The sequence below is a fragment of the Roseomonas sp. KE2513 genome, assembly GCF_016107305.1.
Classification (GTDB): Bacteria; Pseudomonadota; Alphaproteobacteria; order Acetobacterales; family Acetobacteraceae; genus Roseomonas.
Map to the genome: position 1 here is coordinate 64,234 of NZ_RCVR01000020.1, position 19,826 is coordinate 84,059.

The window sequence follows — 19,826 nt, forward strand, 5'->3', positions numbered from 1 at the left end:
CCGGGCCGGCGATCCGCCACCCCGGTGCGCGGATGGTTGAGGAGGATTGATGGGACGGTACCTGGTCACGGGCGGCGCCGGCTATGTCGGAAGTCACGTTGCACTCGCCTTGCAGGAGCGGGGCGACCACGTGGTCGTGCTGGACGACCTCCGCCAGGGACACCGCGCCGCAGTCCAGCCGGGCATGGAGCTGGTGGTCGCGGACCTGGCCGACCGCCGGCGCGTGGAGGAGGTCTTCGCAAGCTGGCGCTTCGACGGAGTGCTTCATTTCGCGGCGCTTTCGCTCGTCGGCGAGAGCATGCGCGAGCCGCTGCGATACATTGCCGAGAACGTCGGCAACTCGCTCTGGCTGGCCGAGGCGGCCGTGCGCGCGGGCGTCCGGCGATTCGTCCTCTCCTCCACAGCCGCCCTCTTCGGCATGCCGACGCGCATCCCCATCGACGAGGCCGAGAAGGTTGGTCCGGTCTCGGCCTACGGCGAATCGAAGCTCATGGTCGAGCGCGGCCTCGAGTGGGCGGACCAGGTGCTCGGGCTGCGGTCCGCGGCGCTGCGCTACTTCAACGCGGCGGGCGCTGACCCCGGCGGACGGCTGGGCGAGGATCACAATCCGGAGACCCACCTGATCCCTAACACGATCAACGCGGCCCTCGGGCTTGGCCCGGCGCTGACCGTCTTCGGCACCGACTACGACACGCCCGACGGCACCGCGATCCGCGACTACGTCCATGTGACGGACCTCGCAGACGCGCATCTGCGCGTGCTCGACCGGCTGAAGGACGGTCCATCCTGCCGCTACAACGTGGGCAGCGGGACAGGCGCCTCCGTGATGGAGGTGATCGCGGCGGTGGAGCGCGCGACGGGCCGCCCAGTGCCGCATGTGCTCGGCCCGCGCCGGGCGGGCGACCCGCCGGTGCTCGTCGCCTCCAACGCGGCGCTGCGCCGCGACACGGGCTGGGTGCCGCAGCTGGGCGCGCTGGATAGCATTGTCGGCACGGCCTGCGCCTGGCGGATGAAGAACCCGGGCGGCTACGGCGACGTGGCTGCCGCGGCCTGACGCACCGCGCGTTCCCCCGTCACGGGCGGGACTGGTCCTTGCCACCCCTTCGTGCGAGGACCGGCCCTGCCGCGCCGTGCGGCGACGCCCCGTACCCGCGCGGGTGGGCACGCCGGGGAAGCAGGACGCGCCCATGGGCCATCTCGATGACGCGCGCCCCGCACGCCTGTCGCGGCCCCGCCGCCGGGGCACCTTCCTCACCCTCGCGGCCCTCCTCTCGGCCGTGCCGGGCGCGGTGATGGCCCAGGCCTGCCCCAACAGCCGATGCCGCGCGAGGCCCGCCCGGAGCGGCTGGAGGAGCCCTATTGGCGCAGCCGCAGCGTGGCGCTGAGCCGGATGGCCGCGGGCGACCTCTCCCGCGTAAACCTTGTCTTCCTCGGCGACTCAATCACGGAGAACTGGGACCGCCGGGACTGGGAGGCGAATTACGGCCGGTACGGCGCACTCAACCTCGGCGTGTCGGGTGACTTCGTCCAGGGCTTGCTCTGGAGGCTAACGGCTGGGGGACAGTGGCCGTCAACCCTTCGGCCGCGGCTCGCGGTGTTGCTGATCGGGACCAACAACGCCTCCTACAACTCGCCGCCCGAGAGCACGGCGCTCGGCATCGCCGAGGTGTTGCGCGAGGTCCGCCGCCGCTCCCCGGAGACGCGCATCCTCCTTCTCGGCATCCTCCCGCGCGGTGCCGAGGCGAATGACCCGGGGCGACGCCTGAACGCTCAGGTGAACGAGTTGATCGCGCGCTGCGCGGACGGGCGATCGGTCTTCTACCTCGATGCTGGGCCGGCGCTGGTGGACGCTCAGGGGCGCCTTGCACCTTCCATCGCCCCGGATCGGCTGCATCTCTCCGCCGAGGGCTATGCGAGGCTTTCCGCGGCCATCGAGCCAAGCCTGCGGGCGATCCTCACGCCCTGAGCGGGGCGCGCAGGCCGAACAGCTGTTGCATTATAGCCATGATCGCCGCTGTCTCGACAGGCTCGGTTTCCCGGGCGCGTTAGTATGTTAACAATCTCGAGGACGTGAGGTGGCGGGGAACGGCGCTGGATGAGGGTTGTCGATGGGCAACTGCGGCCGCGAGGCCGGAACCGCGCGGCGAACCGCATCCTTCCGGCTCCTCTCCGGCTTCCACCATCCGAGTCCGGCAGCCGCACTCGCGCAACCCTCCCGGCAGGCCCGGATGGTCAGCCACCGCCAGCGGCCCGGCCGTCCTGCTTGCCCGATTCTTCTCATCTGGATGGGCGGGACCACCACCGCCCAACCTATCGCGGAGTCCTCTGATGAGCGGCACCTTGCATGGGTCCCGAACCGGGTCCGGCACGCTGACGAACCGTCGCCACTTCTTGGCCGCCGCATCTACTGGCCTCAGTGCCGCGCTCGCGGCGCCCCACATCGCTCTGGCGCAGAGCGCGCCCTCGCTTGCTGTCGTCGGCAAGGAGGGCTGGCTGTTCCCACTTTGGGACAAGATCGCGGATGACGACGCCCCGCAGGTCCGTCCTGTCGTGCAGGTCATCTCACGCGCGGTCGCGACCCTGAAGGCTGCGGGCATTGACGTGGCTATGGTACTTGTTCCCTCGAAGGCGCGAACTTATCGCCAGTTCCTGCCTGACAGCATGAGGGTCGCCTCCACAGTTGACCGTCGTTATGCCGGCGTGCAGGCCGAGTTCCGGAAAGCTGGCGCGATCACGCCGGACCTCGACACCGCCTTCCGGGCGCATGCGGCGGGCACACAACTCTTCTTCAAGACCGATACTCACTGGACGCCGATGGGCGCCGAACTCGCGGCCGTCGAGGCCGCGAAGGCAATTGGCCCAACGCTGCCAGCGAGCGCCCGGCCAGGCCTTCAGGTCTCGGCGCCGATCAGTCGGGTCGCCCCGCGCGGCGACCTCGTCCGTAACCTTCCGGAGGCGCAGCGCGCCACTTACGGAGCAGAACCCTTCGTGTCGCGCGACGTCGTCGCGTCGGGTGGGCAGAACGCCCTTCTCGCTGACGACACCTCGGACGTTACCCTCGTCGGCAACAGCTACATGGAGCCGAAGTACGGCTTTCAGCCCATCCTCTCGAACCAGCTGAGTCGGCCGGTCTCGCTGTTTTGGAAGCCAAATAATATTGGGGCATACGCGATTCTCCTTCAGTACGTAACGAGCCCAGGGTTCCGTGAGCAGCGGCCGAAGCTGCTGATCTGGACCTATCTCGAGGTTGATCTCACCGCAGGTCCGAGCAGCTCCGGCTGGGGCAACAATGCAATGGGCTCTGACCAATTCCTCAACAATCTGCGCCAGGCGGTATCTGCATGACCAAGCCCAACTCCCTTCGGCAGGCCTTCGCGCCCCTCCTCGCCGCCCTGGTGGGAGCGACCTCGGCCGGGGCTCAGACGCCGTCAGGCCAGGCACAGGTTTACGACCCTGAGCCGCCGCCGGACTCCGCCTATGTGCGCTTCGTGAACACGATGGGCGAGGAAGTCTCCCTCCGGCCAGCCTTCCTGCCGGCCCTAAAGCTTGGCACCCGCCCTGCGGAGCGCGTGACAGTCTACAACGTCGCCCAGCGCGTTACGGGCAACCGTGAGATGGTAGTAGAAGCCTCAGCCGGCCGTCGCACCGGCAGGATTGTGCTGCGTCTACAGCCAAAGAGCTTCAACACGGTGCTCCTGCAGCCCCAGGGTGACGGCGGGATCACTGCGACGCCAATTGTGGATCAGGCCGACTTCAATCGTGCCCGCGCGCGTCTCAGCTTTTACAACGCGGCGCCCGACTGTCCCGACGCCTCCGTTCTGCTCGCGCCGAGCGGCCCTGCCGTCTTTCCACCGCCCGTGGCACCCGGGACGACGGTAAGCCGCACGGTCCAGCCCGTTGCAGCCCAGCTTCGCGCGGGCTGCGCGGGCCAGGTCGCCCCCGATGTCCCGTTGGAGGGTCTGGAGGCCGGCGGCATGTACAGCATCTGGCTCATGCGTCCCGAGGGGCGCGCGCTCGTGGCCTTTGTCGGCCGCGACACGACGGCGCGCTGGAGGAACTGACGCGCGCAGCGCCCCCGAGGGGGCGCCGGCGCCTTCTGGATGGGAAGGGAAGGGCGCCGCGGCGCTAGCTGCCCGCTAGTTGCCTTCGCGCAGCTGCATCGCGCGTAGCCGGGCGGCCTCTTCGAGAGCCCGACGGGCGCGCAGGTGGTCGTCGCGCGCCCGTGCGATGCGAGCCTCGAGCAGAGCCATCTGCAACTCGTCGGCACCGCGCGCACGTCCCTCGCGCAGGATCTGCTCGGCGCGGCCGATCGAATTGTTCGCCACTGCCGCCTCGCCGGCCACGGCCCGTGCGCGCACGTAGTCCGGGTTAGCCTCGAGAATTGGCTCGGCGATGCGCACCGCGTCGGTGCCTCGGCCGGAACCGGAATAAACCCGCGCAAGGGAAAGCTGGACGTCGATATCGGCGTTCGCCTGACCAGAGGAGGGTGCCAGCCGGTCCAACGCGCCCTGCCGACCGCCGCTGTCGTTCAGCCGGTCCGTGATGGTTGTGGACGACGTGGCGCGCACTGTCGCGGCACGGGTGCGCGCCTCGCCCGTAAGCGCCGGGTCGCGGGCGAGGTTGGCCACCGCTGCTTGAGCCTCTGTCGCACGACCAGCATCTAACAGCGCACCCGCGATGGCGATGCGGGCTGCTGCTGGAGCGCTCGGGCCAGGGCTTGCCGCCCGCGCCGCTGCCTCGATATTCGCTGGCTGGCGCAGGCGCGTGAAGGCGCGGATGACGCCGGCCTGGGTTTCGCCCGTCGCGTCGGGCTGAGAGGCAAGTGCCAGAAGCCGGCGGGCTGCGTCAGAGCGCGGGTTGCCCCGAGCAGCCGCTTCCAACTGACGCAATTCGAGGGCGCGGCGATTCTGCTCGAGCAGACGGTTGCCATCTTCGGTGCGGGCACCGGGCGGGATTGCGCCGAGGCGATCCACCGTCTCCGCAATCCGACCGTCCGCGTTCGACAGAAGCGCGGAGGCGAAGAGTGCGTCCGGGGCGCTGCGGGCGGCTAGTTCCCGCTCCACCCGCCGTGCCTCGTCCGCTTGGCCCCTTTCCTTCAGGGTACGCGCGAGGTCAATGGCTGCCCAAGTACTATTCGGATCGGCCGCAAGCGCGTTTCGCAGCAGGACAATCTTTGCGTCCGGATCCGTCGTGCGCTGCGCCTCCTGGCGTAGGGCGGCGGAGCGGAAGGCAAGGGAGCCCGCCGGCGGGCGAAAACCGTTCTCCGTCAGCAGCCGGTCCGCCTCGGCGAAGCGCCCCTGGCGCTGAAGCGCCTCGTACAGGCCGCCCTGGGCGGCAGTGTTCGTCCTTTGGATGGTCAGCGCCGTGCGGAACCGCGTCTCGGCGGTTGAGAAATCATCGCGTCGGATAGCCAGGAAGCCGAGGACGAGCTCGCCTTGCAACCTCTCGTTGGCACTGCCGCGGAGCGCACGCTGCGCGGCTTCCTCTGCCTTGTCCGCATCGTTCCGGTTGAGGCTGCGCCAAGCCTGGACGGCGCTGCTGGGCGCCACCGGCGCGGCCGCGCGGTTGCCGTTGCCATCCCTCCCACGCCCGTTGCCTCTGACATTCCCGGGCGGGGCCGCATTCGAATAACCGTCGAGGCTGCCCACCCGCTCCGTGAACTCCTCCCGCCGGAAGGGAGCGAGGGCGACGCCCTCCTCAAACAGTGTGCGTGCCTCGGGGAAGCGAAACTGCAGTTTACGGACGATCGCGAGGCCGATGACCGCCTCCGGATCGTTCGGATCGCCTTCTCGAGCGGTGTTGAAGTTCCGCTCAGCATCGTTCACGCGGCCGGCCGCGATTGCGTCCCAGCCCGCGAGACGCTCTGTCACCCATTGGGGGACGAGCGTGCCCCTAGCCTCGTCGTACTTCGCCCCGATTTCGGGGTCCGGCGGGTTGGACTGAAGGTAAATTCCGATGGCTTCGGCAGCATCGGGATCACCGGGCATCCAGAGGATGGCCTGACGCCACGCGGCACGGACCGCGGAGCTGATCGCGGGAACATCCGCGAGCTGCCGTAGCCGCTCAATCCCCTGCAACCGATAGGACTCGTTGTAGGTGAGCATCTGGGCATAGGCGAGCTGGAGCGGGCGGTTCTCGCCCGCGGCCATTACCGCCGCCTCCATGCCCCGCCTCGCCTCCTCGAAGTTCTCGGGAGAGGTGCCGGCCAGCGTCTGATAGTACTCGGCGGCGAAGATCAGCGGCACCTCGCCACGCGGGAACAACTCCCGGTAGCGCTGCATTGCCGCCTCGCGTTGCCCGGCCAAGGCGAGGCGACGTGCCTCGGCCAGCACCGCCTGGTCCACCAGCAGCGCGCGCAGAGAGGTGGCGGCGCGTAGGGCGGCGGGCGTGTCGGGCGCGATCTGGTTGAGGCGGGCGGTGTAGATCTCAGCATTCGTGCGGTCGCCGTTCAGCGCGGCTACCTCGGTGGCGGCCGCCAGCACGCCTGGGTTGTTCGGCTCCAGCGTCAGCAGCCGGTCGAGGGCCTGCTGCGCCAGCTGGGGCCGCCCCTGTGCGCTCCAGTAGTTCGCCTGGTCGAGGAGGATCGCGGCGCCGCGGCTGCCGAGGCGCGGCGGTGCCTCTCCTGCCAACTGGGGGCTGCCGGCTTCGGCGGTCTGGGCCGTTGCCGGGCCGGTGGCCAGGCTTGCCAGCAGCGCCATCATCCCGGCGCCGGCAAGAAGGGAGAGCCTCGCCGAGGGGGCGGCACCTGCCACCCGGAGCCCTCGCCGGCACGGCGTGGGGCGAGGCGGGTGCGAGACCATTACTGAACTCTCCAGCATGCCGATCTCAACCTGACCGGTTTCATAATAATCGGCACGCCGTTCCATGCCCAGCGGTATCCGCTTCGCAGGGCGGAAAGCGCGGGCGCCGGCGGGGCAGTGCGGCACCGGCCTACCATCGCGCGATGAACTCGCGCTCGGCGGCGGTCAGCGGCTGCGCCACGACGCGCTCTGGGATCTCCCAGATCAAGAGCCGGGGCGGTGACTCGCGGAAGGTCTCGCCGGCGAGGTAGGCGGCCGCGCTGCCGGCAAAGCCGCCGCCGGCCGTGGCCGCATTCAGGACGGTGCTGCGGAGCGCCGCCTGCAGCGCGCCATGGAAGTTGGCATTCACCGAGTAGGAGGAGCCAATCAGCACCACCTCCGGCGCCGGCGCTTCGTCGAGCAGCCCGCCGCCCGCGCCGTCCTCCGCCTTCTCCGTGCGCTCGAGACGCTGGCGGTCCGGGTGCGGGCGCAGTGCGTCCGGTACGCGGTCGAGGCTCGTCACGCGCAGCAGGTCGCCTGGGCCGTCGGTCTCCGCCGCCGCGGCAGTGGTGCGGTAATCGTCTCCGCGGGTTAGCGGCACCTCGGCGACGGCCGTGGCGATCGCGGCGGCAGCGGCCTTCCCACCCTCCTGGTTCCAATGGGTGTCGGTGCGGTAGTAGGCGGCGCCCCGCGCTTCGACGGCGGAGAGGGCGGGCAGCAGCGGGATCGGCCGCAGCCCCTCGCCGCGCAGCGCAGCAAGGAACGCGTCGTGCCGCGCCTCGGCCTGGGCGGAGCGCGGCGCCCCGCAGAGCTTCGCCTGCTCCACCCGCGCCTTGTCCGGCACCACGGCGACGGCCAGGGCTATGTTGCGGGCGGCCAGCGAGTCTCGCACCCGACGGACAACTGCGGCGCGCTCAGCCATCGCGGCCTCGGCGCCGGGCCAGGGGCGCAACTCCTCGGTCAGGAAGAGCGTCTCGCCGCAGCCGACGCGCACCGTTGGGCCGCCGGAGCCGAAGAGCCTGTACCGGAACACGCCGCCTGCCGCCCGCAGCAAAGGGTCCGCAGGCAGCTCGTGCGCCATGACGTGGTTCACCGCGCCGGTCAGCTTGCCCGAGAGAAAGGAAGCGAGGTCGAGCGTCGGGCGGAGCCGCTGCTGCCCCTGCGGACTCGCGATCGCCTCGATCCCCTGCCAGGCGCCAAGCCCGAGCAGGACGACGGCGGCCACACCTTGCAGGACGGCGGCGCGATGGGCGTTCTTCCAGGGGGTGTCGCTCATCTCGCCCTCAGAACTGGAAGTAGAGGAAGGGAACGGCCGCGCGGCTGTAGAGCAGCACGACGCCGAGGAGGAAGGCGAGCAGCGGGGCGATGACCCAGGTTCCGCGCCAGAACGAGCCCATCGCCTCGGGCGGCCGCTGGAAGGGCAGGCGGGTGCCGAGCAGCGGCAGGTAGACGATCGCCACCGCGATGAGCATCGTCCACCACTGGTCCGGCGTGACCTGCCAGGCAAGTGTGTCGCTGAGCCCGGCGCCGTTCAGCCCGAGCATCCCGCCATACATGGTGCCGGCGTTACCGATATCGTGCGCGCGGAACACGACCCAGCCGATGATGGCCGCGAGCATCGTGAGCGCGTTGCCGAGCGCGTAGTTCATCGGCCGGTTGCCCGCCGCTTGCCAGAGCCGGTGCAGCGCCAGCAGCCCGCCGTGCCAGGCGCCCCAGACGATGAAGGTCCAGTTGGCGCCGTGCCAAAGGCCGCCGATCACCATCGTCAGGAAGAGGTTAAGGTAGGTCCGGAAGGCGCCGCGCCGGTTCCCGCCGAGGGAAATATAGAGGTAGTCGCGCAGGAAGCGCGACAGCGTCATGTGCCACCGCTGCCAGAAGGCCTGGATGGAGCCCGAGAGGTAGGGATGGTTGAAGTTCTCGGGGAAGTGGAAGCCGATCATCAGCGCAAGGCCGATCGCCATCGCCGAGTAGCCCGCGAAATCGAAGTAGAGCTGCAGCGTGTAGGCGATGGCGCCTGTCCAGGCATCGGCGAGCGTCGGCGCGGGCAGGGCGAAGGCGGCGTCGGCCACCAGCGCCACCGTGTCCGCGAGGCAGACCTTCATCGCGAAGCCGATCATGAAACGCCGTGCGCCGGTGCCGAACTGCGCGAGCGTGTGCGGGCGGGAGACGAGCTCGTCCTTGATCTCGGCGTAGCGCACGATCGGGCCGGCGATAAGCTGGCTGAAGATCGCCTTGTAGGTGGCGTAGTCCACCAGCCGCTTCGTGACGGGCACGGTGCCGCGCCAGATGTCCGTCAGGTATGAAACGGATTGAAGCACGTAGAAGGAGAGGCCAATCGGCAGGATGATCTCGGTCCAGGGAACCGGGGTCAGGCCGAAGGCGGCGCGGATATCGTTGAAGGCACCGACGCCAAAATTCGCGTACTTGAAATAGGCGAGCACGCCGAGGTTGCCGACAAGGCCGAGCACGAGCAGCCAGGTGCCCAGCCGCGTCTTCGGCCCGGCCGCGTCCATCCAGCGCACGGTATAGAAGGTGAAGATCGTGCAGAAGATGAGCAGCAGCAGGAAGTCGACTCGCCACCAGGCATAGAAGGCCCAGGAGAGAATGAGGATAGGCCAGTTCCGGTAACGGAACGGCGTCAGGAAGTAGGCGGCGAAGAAGAAGGGAAGGAAGAGGCAGAGGAACTCGAAAGAGGCGAAGATCATCGGCCGCCGCAGCCCCTGTCGGGCCCGACCGGGCCTTGCGTCCGCAGCATCAGGATTCCCCTCGGCCGGCCCGTTACGCGCAAAGGGCCCTCAAACCCTCCTCCCCAGGAGGGCAGCCGCGGGTTTAATTCACGATTTCGTGGTTACGCAAGGAGAAGCAGTCAAGCACGGGCGGAACACGTGGCCCACCCATGCGAATGCCGTCAGCCTGTGGCAGCGAGGACAGGCTCGGCCGGATCGCGCAGCGCGCCCGTTCCGCCATCTGAAATTCCGAGATCGGTCGGATGCGGGCCCGGATTGCAGGCGAGCGAGATGCCGGTGATGCCTCGAAAGACGCGGAAGGGCGGTTTCCAGTCCATCACGCGGTCGGCCGCCGCGCGCAGCCGAGAGAAGGCGGCTGCGGTCTCGGCCGGCGGCGTTTCTGCCAGGAGCCCGGCGATCGGCAGGGGCATCGCGGCTTGCACCTCGCCTCCCTGTGCCACGGCTATGCCGCCGCCGCAGGCGATGAGGGCGTTGGCCGCGGCCGCCATGTCTCGCACGTCGCGGCCGATGACGAGCAGGTTGTGGTTGTCGTGGCTGATCGTGGTGGCGACGGCACCGCGGGGCTCTCCCCAGCCATCCGCCAGGCAGACCACGGGCGCCGGGTCTCGCCTTCCATGGCGGTGCAGCACCGCGATCAGCGCGTGGCCCGGCGGGACTGCGGCGACGCCGTTCGTGACCTCCACTTCGGCCTCCGCCCAGTGGACCACGCGGGCGCCGCCGACCACCGGTAGCCGGACGCGGCCGTTGGCCACGCCGTGGGGACGCAGCTCGAAGGCCTCGGGCGGCTGGGGCGGGATGTGGACGGTGTCGCGCGGCGAGTCCGCGGGCAGGTCGCGGGGCAGGGGTGCGAGCATGGCCCCGTCCCGCGCCACGAGCCGCCCGCCGACATAGACGCGCTCCACCACCATGCCCGTCAGGTCCGAGAGCACGACGACTTCGGCCAGCCGGCCGGGGGCGAGCAGGCCGATATCGTCCCGTTTCAGTCGGAGCGCGGCGTGCAGCGTCGCCATCTTTAGCGCGTGGATGGGCGGCAGCCCGTAGGTGACCAGCCGCGCGAGCGTGTCCCGCAGTCCGCCCTTCTCGACGAGCTCGTCGGGGAAGATGTCGTCCGTGCAGGTGACGAGGGTGGGCGGCAGGGAGGGCAGGGCGTTGATCGCGGCGACCACGCCCGGCAGCACCGCGTCGTGGCTGCCGCGCAGCTCCACCGTCAGCCCGGCGCGGAGCTTCTGGAGGAAGTCCTCCGGCCCCATGATCTCGTGGTCCGAGGTGACGCCGGAGGCGACGTAGGCCTGCAGCGCCGGGCCGATCAGGTCCCGCGCGTGGCCGTTCACGTTCTTGCCGGAGGCCATGCCGGACGCGACGATCCCCTCCATCCTCGCGCTGCCGGAGAGGACACCAGCCATGTCCATGACCTCGGCCACGCCGGATACCTCGGGCCAGGAGAGCATCTCCGCCATCTCCTCCGGCCCGATCTCTGCGCCCGCGAGTTCCAGGCCAGGGGCGGAGGGCACGCAGGAGGGGGCGGCGACCAGCACACGCAGCGGCAGCCCGCGCGCCCTCTCCACCGCCCAGCGCACGCCGGGCACGCCCAGAACGTTGGCCAGCTCATGCGGGTCCCAGACCGTGGTGGTCGTGCCTTGAGGCACCACGACCGAGGCGTAGTCCGCCGGGGCCATGAAGGAGGATTCAAAGTGCAGGTGGCTGTCCACGAAGCCCGGCGAGAGGAAGCGGCCGGAGAGGTCGTGGACCTCGGCGGCGTCCGAGCGCGTGCCCGGCGGGTGGACGGAGGCGATCAGCCCGCCGGTGATGCCGATGTCGGCAGGGCGGAGCTCTCCCAGCGCTACGTCCACCAGGATTCCCCCGGTAAGAAGGAGGTCGAACGGCGCCTTACCCTGGGCGGCCAGCACGGCGGCGCGGCGGGTCTCGGCGGGGATCACGGCGCGTGCCCAGCGGACTGGGCGAGAGTCATCTCGTCGGTTCGCGCCTCGTAGGTCACGCCGCGGCGCATGGCCCATGTATTAACCTGAAAATACAGGGGGATGAGAGAGGTCTGCTCACGTATCGCCTGACGTGTCGCCTCTCGCGTCACCCGGGCGCGATCGTCGTTGTTCATGGTCTGACGGGCCTGCTGGATCAGCCCATCGATGCCTGGATTGCTGAAGCGGCCACGGTTCGCCGTTCCGAGGCCGAGCGAAGTGTTCCAGCTATGCACTTGTGTTTCCAGCATTCCTAGAACCTCGGGGTTGGGTGAGAAGCCGGCGAGGTTCACGCTGTACTTGAGTTGGGCGGCCTCGCTCAGCCAGGTGCCGCGGGGCTTGGTCTCCACGGTCGCGGCGATACCCAAGCGCGTCCACATCTGGGCGATGGCCTGCACGATCTGCTCGTCGTTCACGAAGCGGTCGTTGGGGCCATTAACCTGTACCGCAAAACCTTGCGGAAAACCGGCCTCTAACATCAGCTTGCGGGCCCCTTCCAGATCCAGTCTCTCAGCGGTGAGGTCGGGGGAGGTGCCGAAATAGCCAGGTGGGCCGAGGTCGCCGGCAGGCAAAGCCTGGCCGCGCAGGATGCGATCTGCCAGGGCTTGGCGGTTGATGGCGAGGGAGAGCGCCCGGCGGACGCGAGCGTCGCGCATTGGATTGTGGATGGGCGAGCCGTCCTTCGCTCGTACGAAGGGGCTCTCCGCCCGGTTGCTGTCCAGGGTGAGGAAGATAAGGCGGTTCGAAGGGCTCTCGCTCGTCGTGAAGCGCGTGTCGCTCCGGAAACGCTCGAACTGCTCGGGCGGCACGATCTCGACGAGGTCCACATCGCCGGCGCTGAGCGCCGCGACACGCGAGGCCGCGGCGGGAATGGGGCGAAACTCCACCCGGGCATAGGCAGGGGCGGGTCCGTGGAAGGCGGGATTGCGTTCCGCCACGAAGGGGCTGCCGGGCTGCCAGGAGACGTGGCGGAAGGGCCCGGTGCCGATCATGGCGCGGCCGGCATTATAGTCGGCGGTCGTTGCGCCCTCGCCGTGCTTCTTCGACACGATCATCACCAGGGCAAGATTGTTCGCCAGCAGCGGCGTGGGCACCCGCGTGCGGATGCGAACCACGCCGCCGCCCGCGTCCTCGACCGCTGTCACCACCCGTGTCGCGTAGCCGAAGGAGGAGGGGGAATTGGGCACGTTGCCCGCCCGCTGGATGGTGAAGGCAACGTCCTCCGCGGAGACCGGCGCGCCGTCGTGGAAGCGTGCCTGGGGGTCGATGGTGAATTCCCAGGTGAGGTCGTTCACCACCCGCCAGGCGCTGGCGATGGCGGGGCGCAGCTCCTGCCGTGCGTCCTGTTGCACCAGCGGCTGGAAAACATGGCGGGCGAAGGCGATGTTGGTGATGAGGCTCGCGTAATGCGGGTCGAGGCTCGTCGGGCCGGACTCGACGCCGATACGCAGCAGGTCCTGGGCGCCCGCGGTCTCCGGCAGGGCCATGGCGGCGGCAAGAAGGGCGGCGCGCAGGCGCATCGGAACCTCGGGGTTATCTGGTGGTGAGGGGGGCAAGCTGGCATGGTCCGCGGCCACCCCGCAACGGAGCCGCCCATGCCCAGCCCCCTGGAACTGGAGCCGTTCGCCGAAGCCATGACGGCCTGGCGCCGGGACCTGCACACCCATCCGGAGCTCGGCTTCGAGGAGCACCGCACTGCCGCTTTCGTCGCGCGGGAACTGCGCGCGGCGGGGATCGCCGTGGAGGAGGGGATCGCGGGCACCGGCGTCGTCGGGACTATCCGGGGAAGGGCCGGAAACCGCGCCATTGGTTTGCGTGCCGACATGGACGCGCTGGCCATGGCAGAGATGACGGGCGCACCCTGGGCGAGCCTCACGCCTGGCCGGATGCATGCCTGTGGGCATGACGGGCATACGGCGATGCTGCTCGGCGCCGCGAAATGGCTCGCCGGGAACAGGGACCGCTTCGCCGGCACCGTCCACCTCATCTTCCAACCGGCAGAGGAGTCGCGCGGCGGCGCCCAGGCGATGCTCGCGGACGGGTTGTTCGAGCGCTTCCCCGTGGATGCGGTCTATGGGATGCACAACTTGCCGGGCCTACCGCTCGGTACGGTCGCTGTGCCGAAGGGCGCTGTTCTCGCCAGTTCCGACACCTGGGAGGTGACCTTCCGCGGGCGCGGCACGCACGGCGCGAAGCCGCATCTCGGCACCGATGCGACGCTTGCCGCCGCCGCTTTCATCTTGGCCCTTCAGACGGTGGTAGCGCGGGAGCTGGACCCTATGCAGGCGGGGGTGATCAGCGTCGGCCATCTCGCGGCCGGGCATCCGGAGGCGCCGAACGTCATTCCGGCGGAGGTGCTGGTGCGCGGCACCGCGCGGGCGCTCTCGGCGCCCGTGCGCGATCTGCTGGAGGCGCGGATCGCCGGAATCGCGCGCGGCACCGCCGCCGCTCACGGGGTGAAGGCCGAGCCGGTCTATACCCGCCGCCTGCCGCCGACGGTGAACCATCCCAGCCAGGCCGCGCTGATGCACCGAGCCGCGACGGCGACAGTCGGTGCCGAGCGCGCGCTGGACGACCACCCGCCGGTCACCGCGGGCGAGGACTTCGCCTGCATGCTTGAGGCCCGACCCGGCGCTTATGCTTGGCTCGGCACGGGCGATCCGGCCCACCCCGAGGGCTGGCACCACAACCCCCGCTTCGACTTCAATGACGCGGCGCTGACCGCTGGCGCCGCCCTGTTCTGCGGCATCGTCGAGGCGGAGTTGGGGGCTTGAGCGGCGCCCTGCCGGTCGGGCGCCGGGCCGTCATCATCGACTGCGACCCCGGCACGGACGATGCCCTCGCCCTATGGCTCGCGATTGCCTCGCCGGAGATCGACCTTCGGCTGGTGACGGTGGTGGGCGGCAATGCGGGGCTCGCGCGCACCGTGGCGAATGCCCGCGCCATCGTGGGGCTGGCCGGTAACCCGGTGCCGGTGGTGCCCGGTGCCGAGCGCCCGCTCCGTGGTCGCTTCGCCGGGGAACGGGCGGTGCACGGCGATGATGGGCTGGCGGGCGTGGTCCTGCCCGAGGGGCCGCCGGCCGTTCAGGCGCTCGCAGCGGATGCGATCCGCGCGGTTCTCCGCGACGCCTCGGCCGGAAGCGTCACGCTCGTCGGCATCGGCCCCGTGACCAACCTCGCCCTCGCGCTTGCCACCGAGCCAGCCCTGGCCGGGCGGGTGCGGGAGATCGTGCTGATGGGAGGCGCCTGGGGAGAGGGGAACTGGACGCCCGCCGCCGAGTTCAACGCGGCGAGCGACCCCGAGGCGCTGGACATCCTTCTCTCCCTCGGCCCGCCGGTGACGTTGGTGACGCTGGAATTGACGATGCAGGCGCTGGTAACGCCCGCACGGGTCGAGGCGATCCGGCGCCTGGGCGGCGGGGCCTGCCTGCGGGCGGCTTGCGACATCATGGCGGCCGTACCTCCCTCACGCCGGCTCGGGGGAGAAGGGCACGCACTGCATGATGCCTGTGCCATCGCCTGGCTCGTCGCGCCCGCGCTCTTCCATGCCGAGCGGGTGGGCGTGGAGGTCGATTGCGGCCCCGGTCCCGCGCGCGGCCGCACTCATGTAGACCGTTGGGGGCGCAGCAAGGCCGAAGCGCAGGTGACACTGCCCGAAACCCTCGACACCGAGGGCTTCTTCGCGCTTCTTGGAACACGCCTCTCGCGCCTGCCCTGACACCTGGAAGCTTGGTGGACCCCGTGCTACCGCCCGACGCCACTGCAGGGGAGGAAGCGAGCTTGACCGAGATCATCGCGCATCGGGGCGGCGCCATTCTCTGGCCTGAGAACAGCCTGCAGGCTTTCCGGGGTGCCATCGCCGCCGGGGTGGATGCGGTGGAGTGCGACGTCCACCTGTCCGCCGACGGCGAGGCGATGGTGATGCACGACGCCAACCTCGACCGCACAAGCAATGGTCGCGGCCCGCTGGCCGAGCGCAGCGCCGATGAGTTGGCTGCGCTGCACCTCATCGGTGCGGGCGGGGAGGGAGTGCCGCGCCTCTCCCGGTTGTTGGACTTCGTAGCTGCCGGGGCTGCCGGGCTCCAGGTGGAGGTAAAGGCCGATCGGAATGGCCGTCTTGATTTGCCGCTGCTGCAGAAGGTTCTGGCCGCGCTTGACCGGACGGGCCTCCGCTCGCGCACCGAGATCATCGTCTTCGAGGCGGAGGTGGCCGCCGCCGCCGTCGCCGCCGGTGGGCTGCGCAACGTTGCCTGGCTCTTCAGCCCGCCGATGATCCGCTACATCGGGCTGGAGGGTATCCTCGCCACCGCGCGCCGCACCGGCGTTCGCATGGTCGAGACGCACGAGGCGGCCATGGATGCCGAACTGCTTGGTGCCCTGCGCGACGCCGGCCTGCGCGTCGGTGCCTGGGGAGCGAACCATGCGCCGTCCATCCGCCGTATGCTGGACCTCGGTCTGGACGCCATCGCGACGGATGATCCGGTACTCGCGCTCTCGCTTCGCGCGGCATAGGGGCGGCGCCTGGGGCCGCGGAGTGGGCGCTGCCGTCTCCGGGCCTCCCGGGCGAACACGTAACCTTCTTCCGGCGGACACCCGGGGCCTGAGGCACTCGGATTCCCACTTGGCTCTCGCGGATGCTGGGATTGCAGGCCTGTTCCGTTTCCCGACGCCTTTCCTGCGCGTGCAGTCGCCTCCGGTCGTGGACCCGCGGCGCATCGGTCGTGAAGCTATCCTAAGCCCGAAGAAAAAGATGCTGGAGGGGCGGAGAGGGAGATTCCTTCTTCCTCCCTCGAAGCACGCTCACCGACCGATCAAACCGAGAGCTGAACGAAGCGCTCCGCCTCCGGCTTCGTGCCCTCGATCTGGAAGGCGACCGCCGCAGCGAGGATGGCGTGGTCGGCCTCGCTCAGCCGCGACTGTTCGCGCAGATGGTCCGACCAGGACCGGACTGCCCAGAGTTCCACGTAGCGCTCAGGATGGGCGACATCCTCGTAAAGGCGCCAGACGATGGCGCCGGCGCGGAGGCGCACGCCGCGGACCTCCGCCATGGATCGGAGGAAGGCCTCCCGGGAGGCGGTGGGCACCGCGTAGCGAACGGATTCGAGCACCCGCCCCTCGTCTCCGCGGAGAGCGGGGAGGAGTTCGGCCGCAGGGGCTTCGGGCTGCGGCTCCGCCAGGTTGGTGGCGGAGGGGAGGGATGGCGGCGCTTCAAGAGGCAGATGGCGGACGGCGACGGCGAGGACGATGCCGGTCACCCCAAATGCGATGAGCGTCGCCGGAATGCCGATCACCTCCGCCCCGACTCCACCCAGCACCGTGCCCGCTGCCATGGCGCCGAAGGTGCAGACCTGGAACAGCCCGATGGCCCTTGCCCGCACCCAGGGTCGCGCACCGAGCTGCGACGAGGCTGAAAGCGTCGAGGTCATCCCGAGCCAGAAGGCGCCGTAGAGCAGCATCGCGATTGCCGCCAGCACCCAGTGTTGGGCGAGGGCGAGGAGAATGATCGAGGCGCCCACGCCGCTCGAGCAGGCGACCACGGTGGCCGAGCGGCTAAGCCGGTTGCGCAGCGCCGGCAGCCAGAAGCTGGCGGCGACCGCGCCCACTCCCATGGCACCGAGCATCAGCCCGAAGGCCGAGGGACCGAGGCCAAGCCGGAAGCGCACGATCAGCGGCAGAAGCGCCCAGACCGCCGAGCCCGCGAAGAAGGCGAGGGTGGAGCGGATGATGACACCGCGCATCACCGGGCTGGCCAGGACGTAGCGCACCCCGCTCCCGATGGCCGGGAGCAGGCGCTCCTTCGGGGTCGTGTCCTGCTCCGGCACGCGCTTCCAGAAGAAGAGGGCGGTGATAAGGACGAGGAAGCAGGCGGCGTTGAGGCCGAAGGCGACCTCCGCCCCTGCCCAGCCGAGCACCACGCCGCCGAGGGCGGGGCCGATCGCCCGGGCGAGGTTGAAGCCCATGGCGTTGAGCACGATGGCCTGCACGAGATCCGTGCGGGGGACGAGTTCCGGGGTGGTGGCCGCGAAGGCCGGGAAGTTCGCCGCCGCCCCCACGCCGATGCAGAAGGTAAGCGCCAGCAAGCCCCAGGGCCCGAGCAGCCCGGCGCCTGTGAGGACGCAGAGGAGGAGAGCGGTACCGAAGATCCAGAACTGGGTCATCAGCAGGAAGCGGCGGCGGTCCATGATGTCCGCCAGCGCCCCCGCCGGCAGGGCGAGGAGGAAGACGGGCAGGAGCGCGGCCACCTGCACTAGGCTGACCATGACGGGGGAAGGCGAGAGGGAAGTCATCAGCCAGCCCGCGCCCGTGCTCTGCACCCAGCCGCCGATATTGCTGACGAGGGTGGCGAACCAGAGGGTCCGGAATACGGCGTGCCGGAAGGGGATGAAGGCGGCGGGGGCAGGCATCTGGAACAGGGCGGACCGGAAGGTGTCCTCTCTCCCGTGCCCGGCAATCGGGCGTGTCGCAAGGGGGGGCGGAAGGATCCTCCGTGCGGGGCGGCACGGGGGCTGCTAAGGGGCGCTCATGCTTCGACGCTTCTTCTCCTACTACCGGCCGCACCGGCGGCTGTTCCTGCTCGACTTCGGTTGCGCCGTGCTCTCCGGGCTGCTGGAGCTGGGCTTCCCCCTGGCGGTGAAGGCTTTCGTGGACCGGCTGCTGCCGGGGCAGGATTGGGCGCTGATCGGGCTGGCCGCCGCCGGGCTGCTCGTCGTTTACCTCCTGAATGCCGGGCTGATGGCGGTGGTGACCTATTGGGGGCACATGCTCGGCATCAACATCGAGACGGAGATGCGGCGCCGGGCCTTCGCGCACCTGCAGAAGCTCTCCTTCTCCTTCTACGACAACCAGCGGACGGGGCACCTAGTCGGGCGGCTGACGAAGGACCTGGAGGAGATCGGGGAGGTGGCCCATCACGGGCCGGAGGACCTCTTCATCGCGGTTATGACTTTCGTCGGCGCCTTCGTTCTGATGTTCTCGGTGAATGCGGAGCTGGCGCTGATCACGGCGGCGGTTGTGCCGGTCACAGGCTGGCTAACCGCGCGCTACGGCGGGCGGATGACACGGAATTGGCAGACGATCTTCGGGCGCGTGGGCGGCTTCAACGCGCGTATCGAGGAGAATGTCGGCGGCATCCGCGTGGTGCAGGCCTTCGCCAACGAGGAGCACGAGCGCGGCCTCTTCGCGCGCGACAACGAGGGCTACCGCGAGACGAAGCTTGAGGCCTACCGGCTGATGGCAGCGACGAACGCGCTCTCCTACCTCTCCATGCGGCTGACGCAGATGGTGGTGATGGTGGCCGGCAGCTGGTTCGTGCTGCACGGGCAGCTCAGCTCGGGCGGCTTCGTCGGATTCCTGCTGCTGGTGGGCGTCTTCTTCCGGCCGGTGGAGAAGATCAATTCGGTGATCGAGACCTATCCGAAGGGGATCGCGGGCTTCCGGCGCTACACGGAGCTGATGGACACGGCGCCGGACATCGAGGACCGGCCTGGGGCGCACGTGGCGCCTCGCCTCTCCGGCAGGATCCGCTACGAGGGGGTGCGCTCCGCCTACGGGAACGGCGCGCCGGTGCTCGACGGGGTGGACCTGGAGATCCTGCCCGGGGAGACGGTCGCCTTCGTCGGCCCCTCCGGTGCAGGGAAGACGACGCTCTGCTCCCTGCTGCCGCGCTTCTACGAGGTGACGGGCGGGCGGATCACGGTGGACGGGATCGACATCCGCGACCTCACCCTCGCCTCGCTGCGCGGGCAGATCGGGATCGTGCAGCAGGACGTGTTCCTCTTCGGGGGCACGGTGCGAGAGAATATCGCCTACGGTCGGCTGGGTGCCTCCGAGGAGGAGATCATGGAGGCGGCGCGCAGGGCCCGGCTGGACACCGTGATCGCCGCCCTGCCGAAGGGGCTGGATACTGTCGTGGGGGAGCGGGGGGTGAAGCTCTCGGGTGGGCAGAAGCAGCGGTTGGCGATCGCCCGCATCTTCCTTCGCAACCCGCCGATCCTCATCCTCGACGAGGCGACCTCCGCCCTGGACACCGAGACGGAGCGCGCCATCCAAGCCTCGCTGACCGAGCTTTCCGAGGGGCGAACGACGCTGGTGATCGCGCACCGGCTGGCGACGATCCGGGATGCCGACCGAATCGTGGTGGTGGACGCGGCGGGCCTGGCCGAGCAGGGCCGGCACGGGGAGCTGGTGGCCTCGGGCGGCATCTACAGCCGGCTGCATAGCGCGCAACAGGCGGGGTGAGCGCGACGCGGTCGCTGCTTTCGCCGTCCGGGACGGCTATACTCAGGGTAGCCGCGCGGTCCGCGCGGCCATTCTCGGGAGGGAAG

Annotated in this window: 14 protein-coding genes; 8 read left to right on the forward strand and 6 right to left on the reverse strand. The window is 69.8% G+C overall.

What is annotated here, in order from left to right:
- The first annotated feature begins 49 nt into the window (after nucleotides 1–49).
- From galE to D9599_RS19165, 4 genes are all read left to right on the forward strand, one after another.
- Nucleotides 50–1,054: a UDP-glucose 4-epimerase GalE gene (gene galE, locus D9599_RS19150; protein WP_198382888.1), complete on the forward strand. Its 1,005-nt coding sequence runs from the start codon at nucleotides 50–52 to the stop codon at nucleotides 1,052–1,054.
- Between the two features lie 264 nt (nucleotides 1,055–1,318).
- Nucleotides 1,319–1,966 carry a GDSL-type esterase/lipase family protein gene (locus D9599_RS19155; protein WP_198382889.1) on the forward strand — a complete coding sequence of 216 codons (648 nt, stop codon included), beginning with the start codon at nucleotides 1,319–1,321 and terminating at the stop codon, nucleotides 1,964–1,966.
- 362 nt (nucleotides 1,967–2,328) lie between these two features.
- Nucleotides 2,329–3,345 (forward strand): alginate O-acetyltransferase AlgX-related protein, encoded by a 1,017-nt coding sequence (locus tag D9599_RS19160; protein ID WP_198382890.1) that lies wholly within the window; start codon nucleotides 2,329–2,331, stop codon nucleotides 3,343–3,345.
- A complete protein-coding gene (locus tag D9599_RS19165; RefSeq protein WP_198382891.1) occupies nucleotides 3,342–4,061 on the forward strand; it encodes an ABC transporter permease in 720 nt (239 codons plus the stop codon). The genes D9599_RS19160 and D9599_RS19165 overlap by 4 nt, the downstream gene beginning before the upstream one ends.
- 75 nt (nucleotides 4,062–4,136) lie before the next feature.
- Here D9599_RS19165 and D9599_RS19170 read toward each other — a convergent pair whose 3' ends face one another.
- The 5 genes from D9599_RS19170 to D9599_RS19190 all read right to left on the reverse strand — a co-directional run bounded on the left by D9599_RS19170 (nucleotide 4,137) and on the right by D9599_RS19190 (nucleotide 13,022).
- Nucleotides 4,137–6,866, reverse strand: a complete 2,730-nt coding sequence (locus D9599_RS19170; protein WP_198382892.1) for a tetratricopeptide repeat protein — start codon at nucleotides 6,864–6,866, stop codon at nucleotides 4,137–4,139.
- A gap of 64 nt (nucleotides 6,867–6,930) precedes the next feature.
- Nucleotides 6,931–8,055 carry an alginate O-acetyltransferase AlgX-related protein gene (locus tag D9599_RS19175; protein ID WP_198382893.1) on the reverse strand — a complete coding sequence of 375 codons (1,125 nt, stop codon included), beginning with the start codon at nucleotides 8,053–8,055 and terminating at the stop codon, nucleotides 6,931–6,933.
- 7 nt (nucleotides 8,056–8,062) lie between these two features.
- Entirely contained in the window at nucleotides 8,063–9,484 is a 1,422-nt protein-coding gene (locus D9599_RS19180) for an MBOAT family protein (protein WP_198382894.1), read from the reverse strand.
- Nucleotides 9,485–9,687: 203 nt separating this feature from the next.
- Nucleotides 9,688–11,463 (reverse strand): adenine deaminase C-terminal domain-containing protein, encoded by a 1,776-nt coding sequence (locus D9599_RS19185; RefSeq protein WP_309228664.1) that lies wholly within the window; start codon nucleotides 11,461–11,463, stop codon nucleotides 9,688–9,690.
- On the reverse strand, nucleotides 11,460–13,022 hold the full coding sequence (locus tag D9599_RS19190) for an ABC transporter substrate-binding protein (RefSeq protein ID WP_198382896.1): 1,563 nt from the start codon (nucleotides 13,020–13,022) through the stop codon (nucleotides 11,460–11,462). Before D9599_RS19190 ends, D9599_RS19185 begins: the two co-directional genes overlap by 4 nt.
- Nucleotides 13,023–13,097: 75 nt before the next feature.
- On the opposite strand from D9599_RS19190, the gene D9599_RS19195 reads away from it, so the two are divergent.
- From D9599_RS19195 to D9599_RS19205, 3 genes are all read left to right on the forward strand, one after another.
- Nucleotides 13,098–14,276 (forward strand): M20 aminoacylase family protein, encoded by a 1,179-nt coding sequence (locus D9599_RS19195; RefSeq protein WP_232480684.1) that lies wholly within the window; start codon nucleotides 13,098–13,100, stop codon nucleotides 14,274–14,276.
- Nucleotides 14,273–15,220, forward strand: a complete 948-nt coding sequence (locus D9599_RS19200; RefSeq protein WP_232480685.1) for a nucleoside hydrolase — start codon at nucleotides 14,273–14,275, stop codon at nucleotides 15,218–15,220. The genes D9599_RS19195 and D9599_RS19200 overlap by 4 nt, the downstream gene beginning before the upstream one ends.
- 62 nt (nucleotides 15,221–15,282) lie before the next feature.
- Nucleotides 15,283–16,014 (forward strand): glycerophosphodiester phosphodiesterase family protein, encoded by a 732-nt coding sequence (locus D9599_RS19205; RefSeq protein WP_198382897.1) that lies wholly within the window; start codon nucleotides 15,283–15,285, stop codon nucleotides 16,012–16,014.
- Nucleotides 16,015–16,313: 299 nt separating this feature from the next.
- Here D9599_RS19205 and D9599_RS19210 read toward each other — a convergent pair whose 3' ends face one another.
- Complete coding sequence (locus D9599_RS19210; protein WP_198382898.1) at nucleotides 16,314–17,906, reverse strand: MFS transporter; 1,593 nt, start codon at nucleotides 17,904–17,906, stop codon at nucleotides 16,314–16,316.
- 118 nt (nucleotides 17,907–18,024) lie between these two features.
- Between D9599_RS19210 and D9599_RS19215 the strand changes: the two genes are divergently transcribed.
- A complete protein-coding gene (locus D9599_RS19215; RefSeq protein ID WP_198382899.1) occupies nucleotides 18,025–19,740 on the forward strand; it encodes an ABC transporter ATP-binding protein in 1,716 nt (571 codons plus the stop codon).
- Nucleotides 19,741–19,826: the final 86 nt, after the last annotated feature.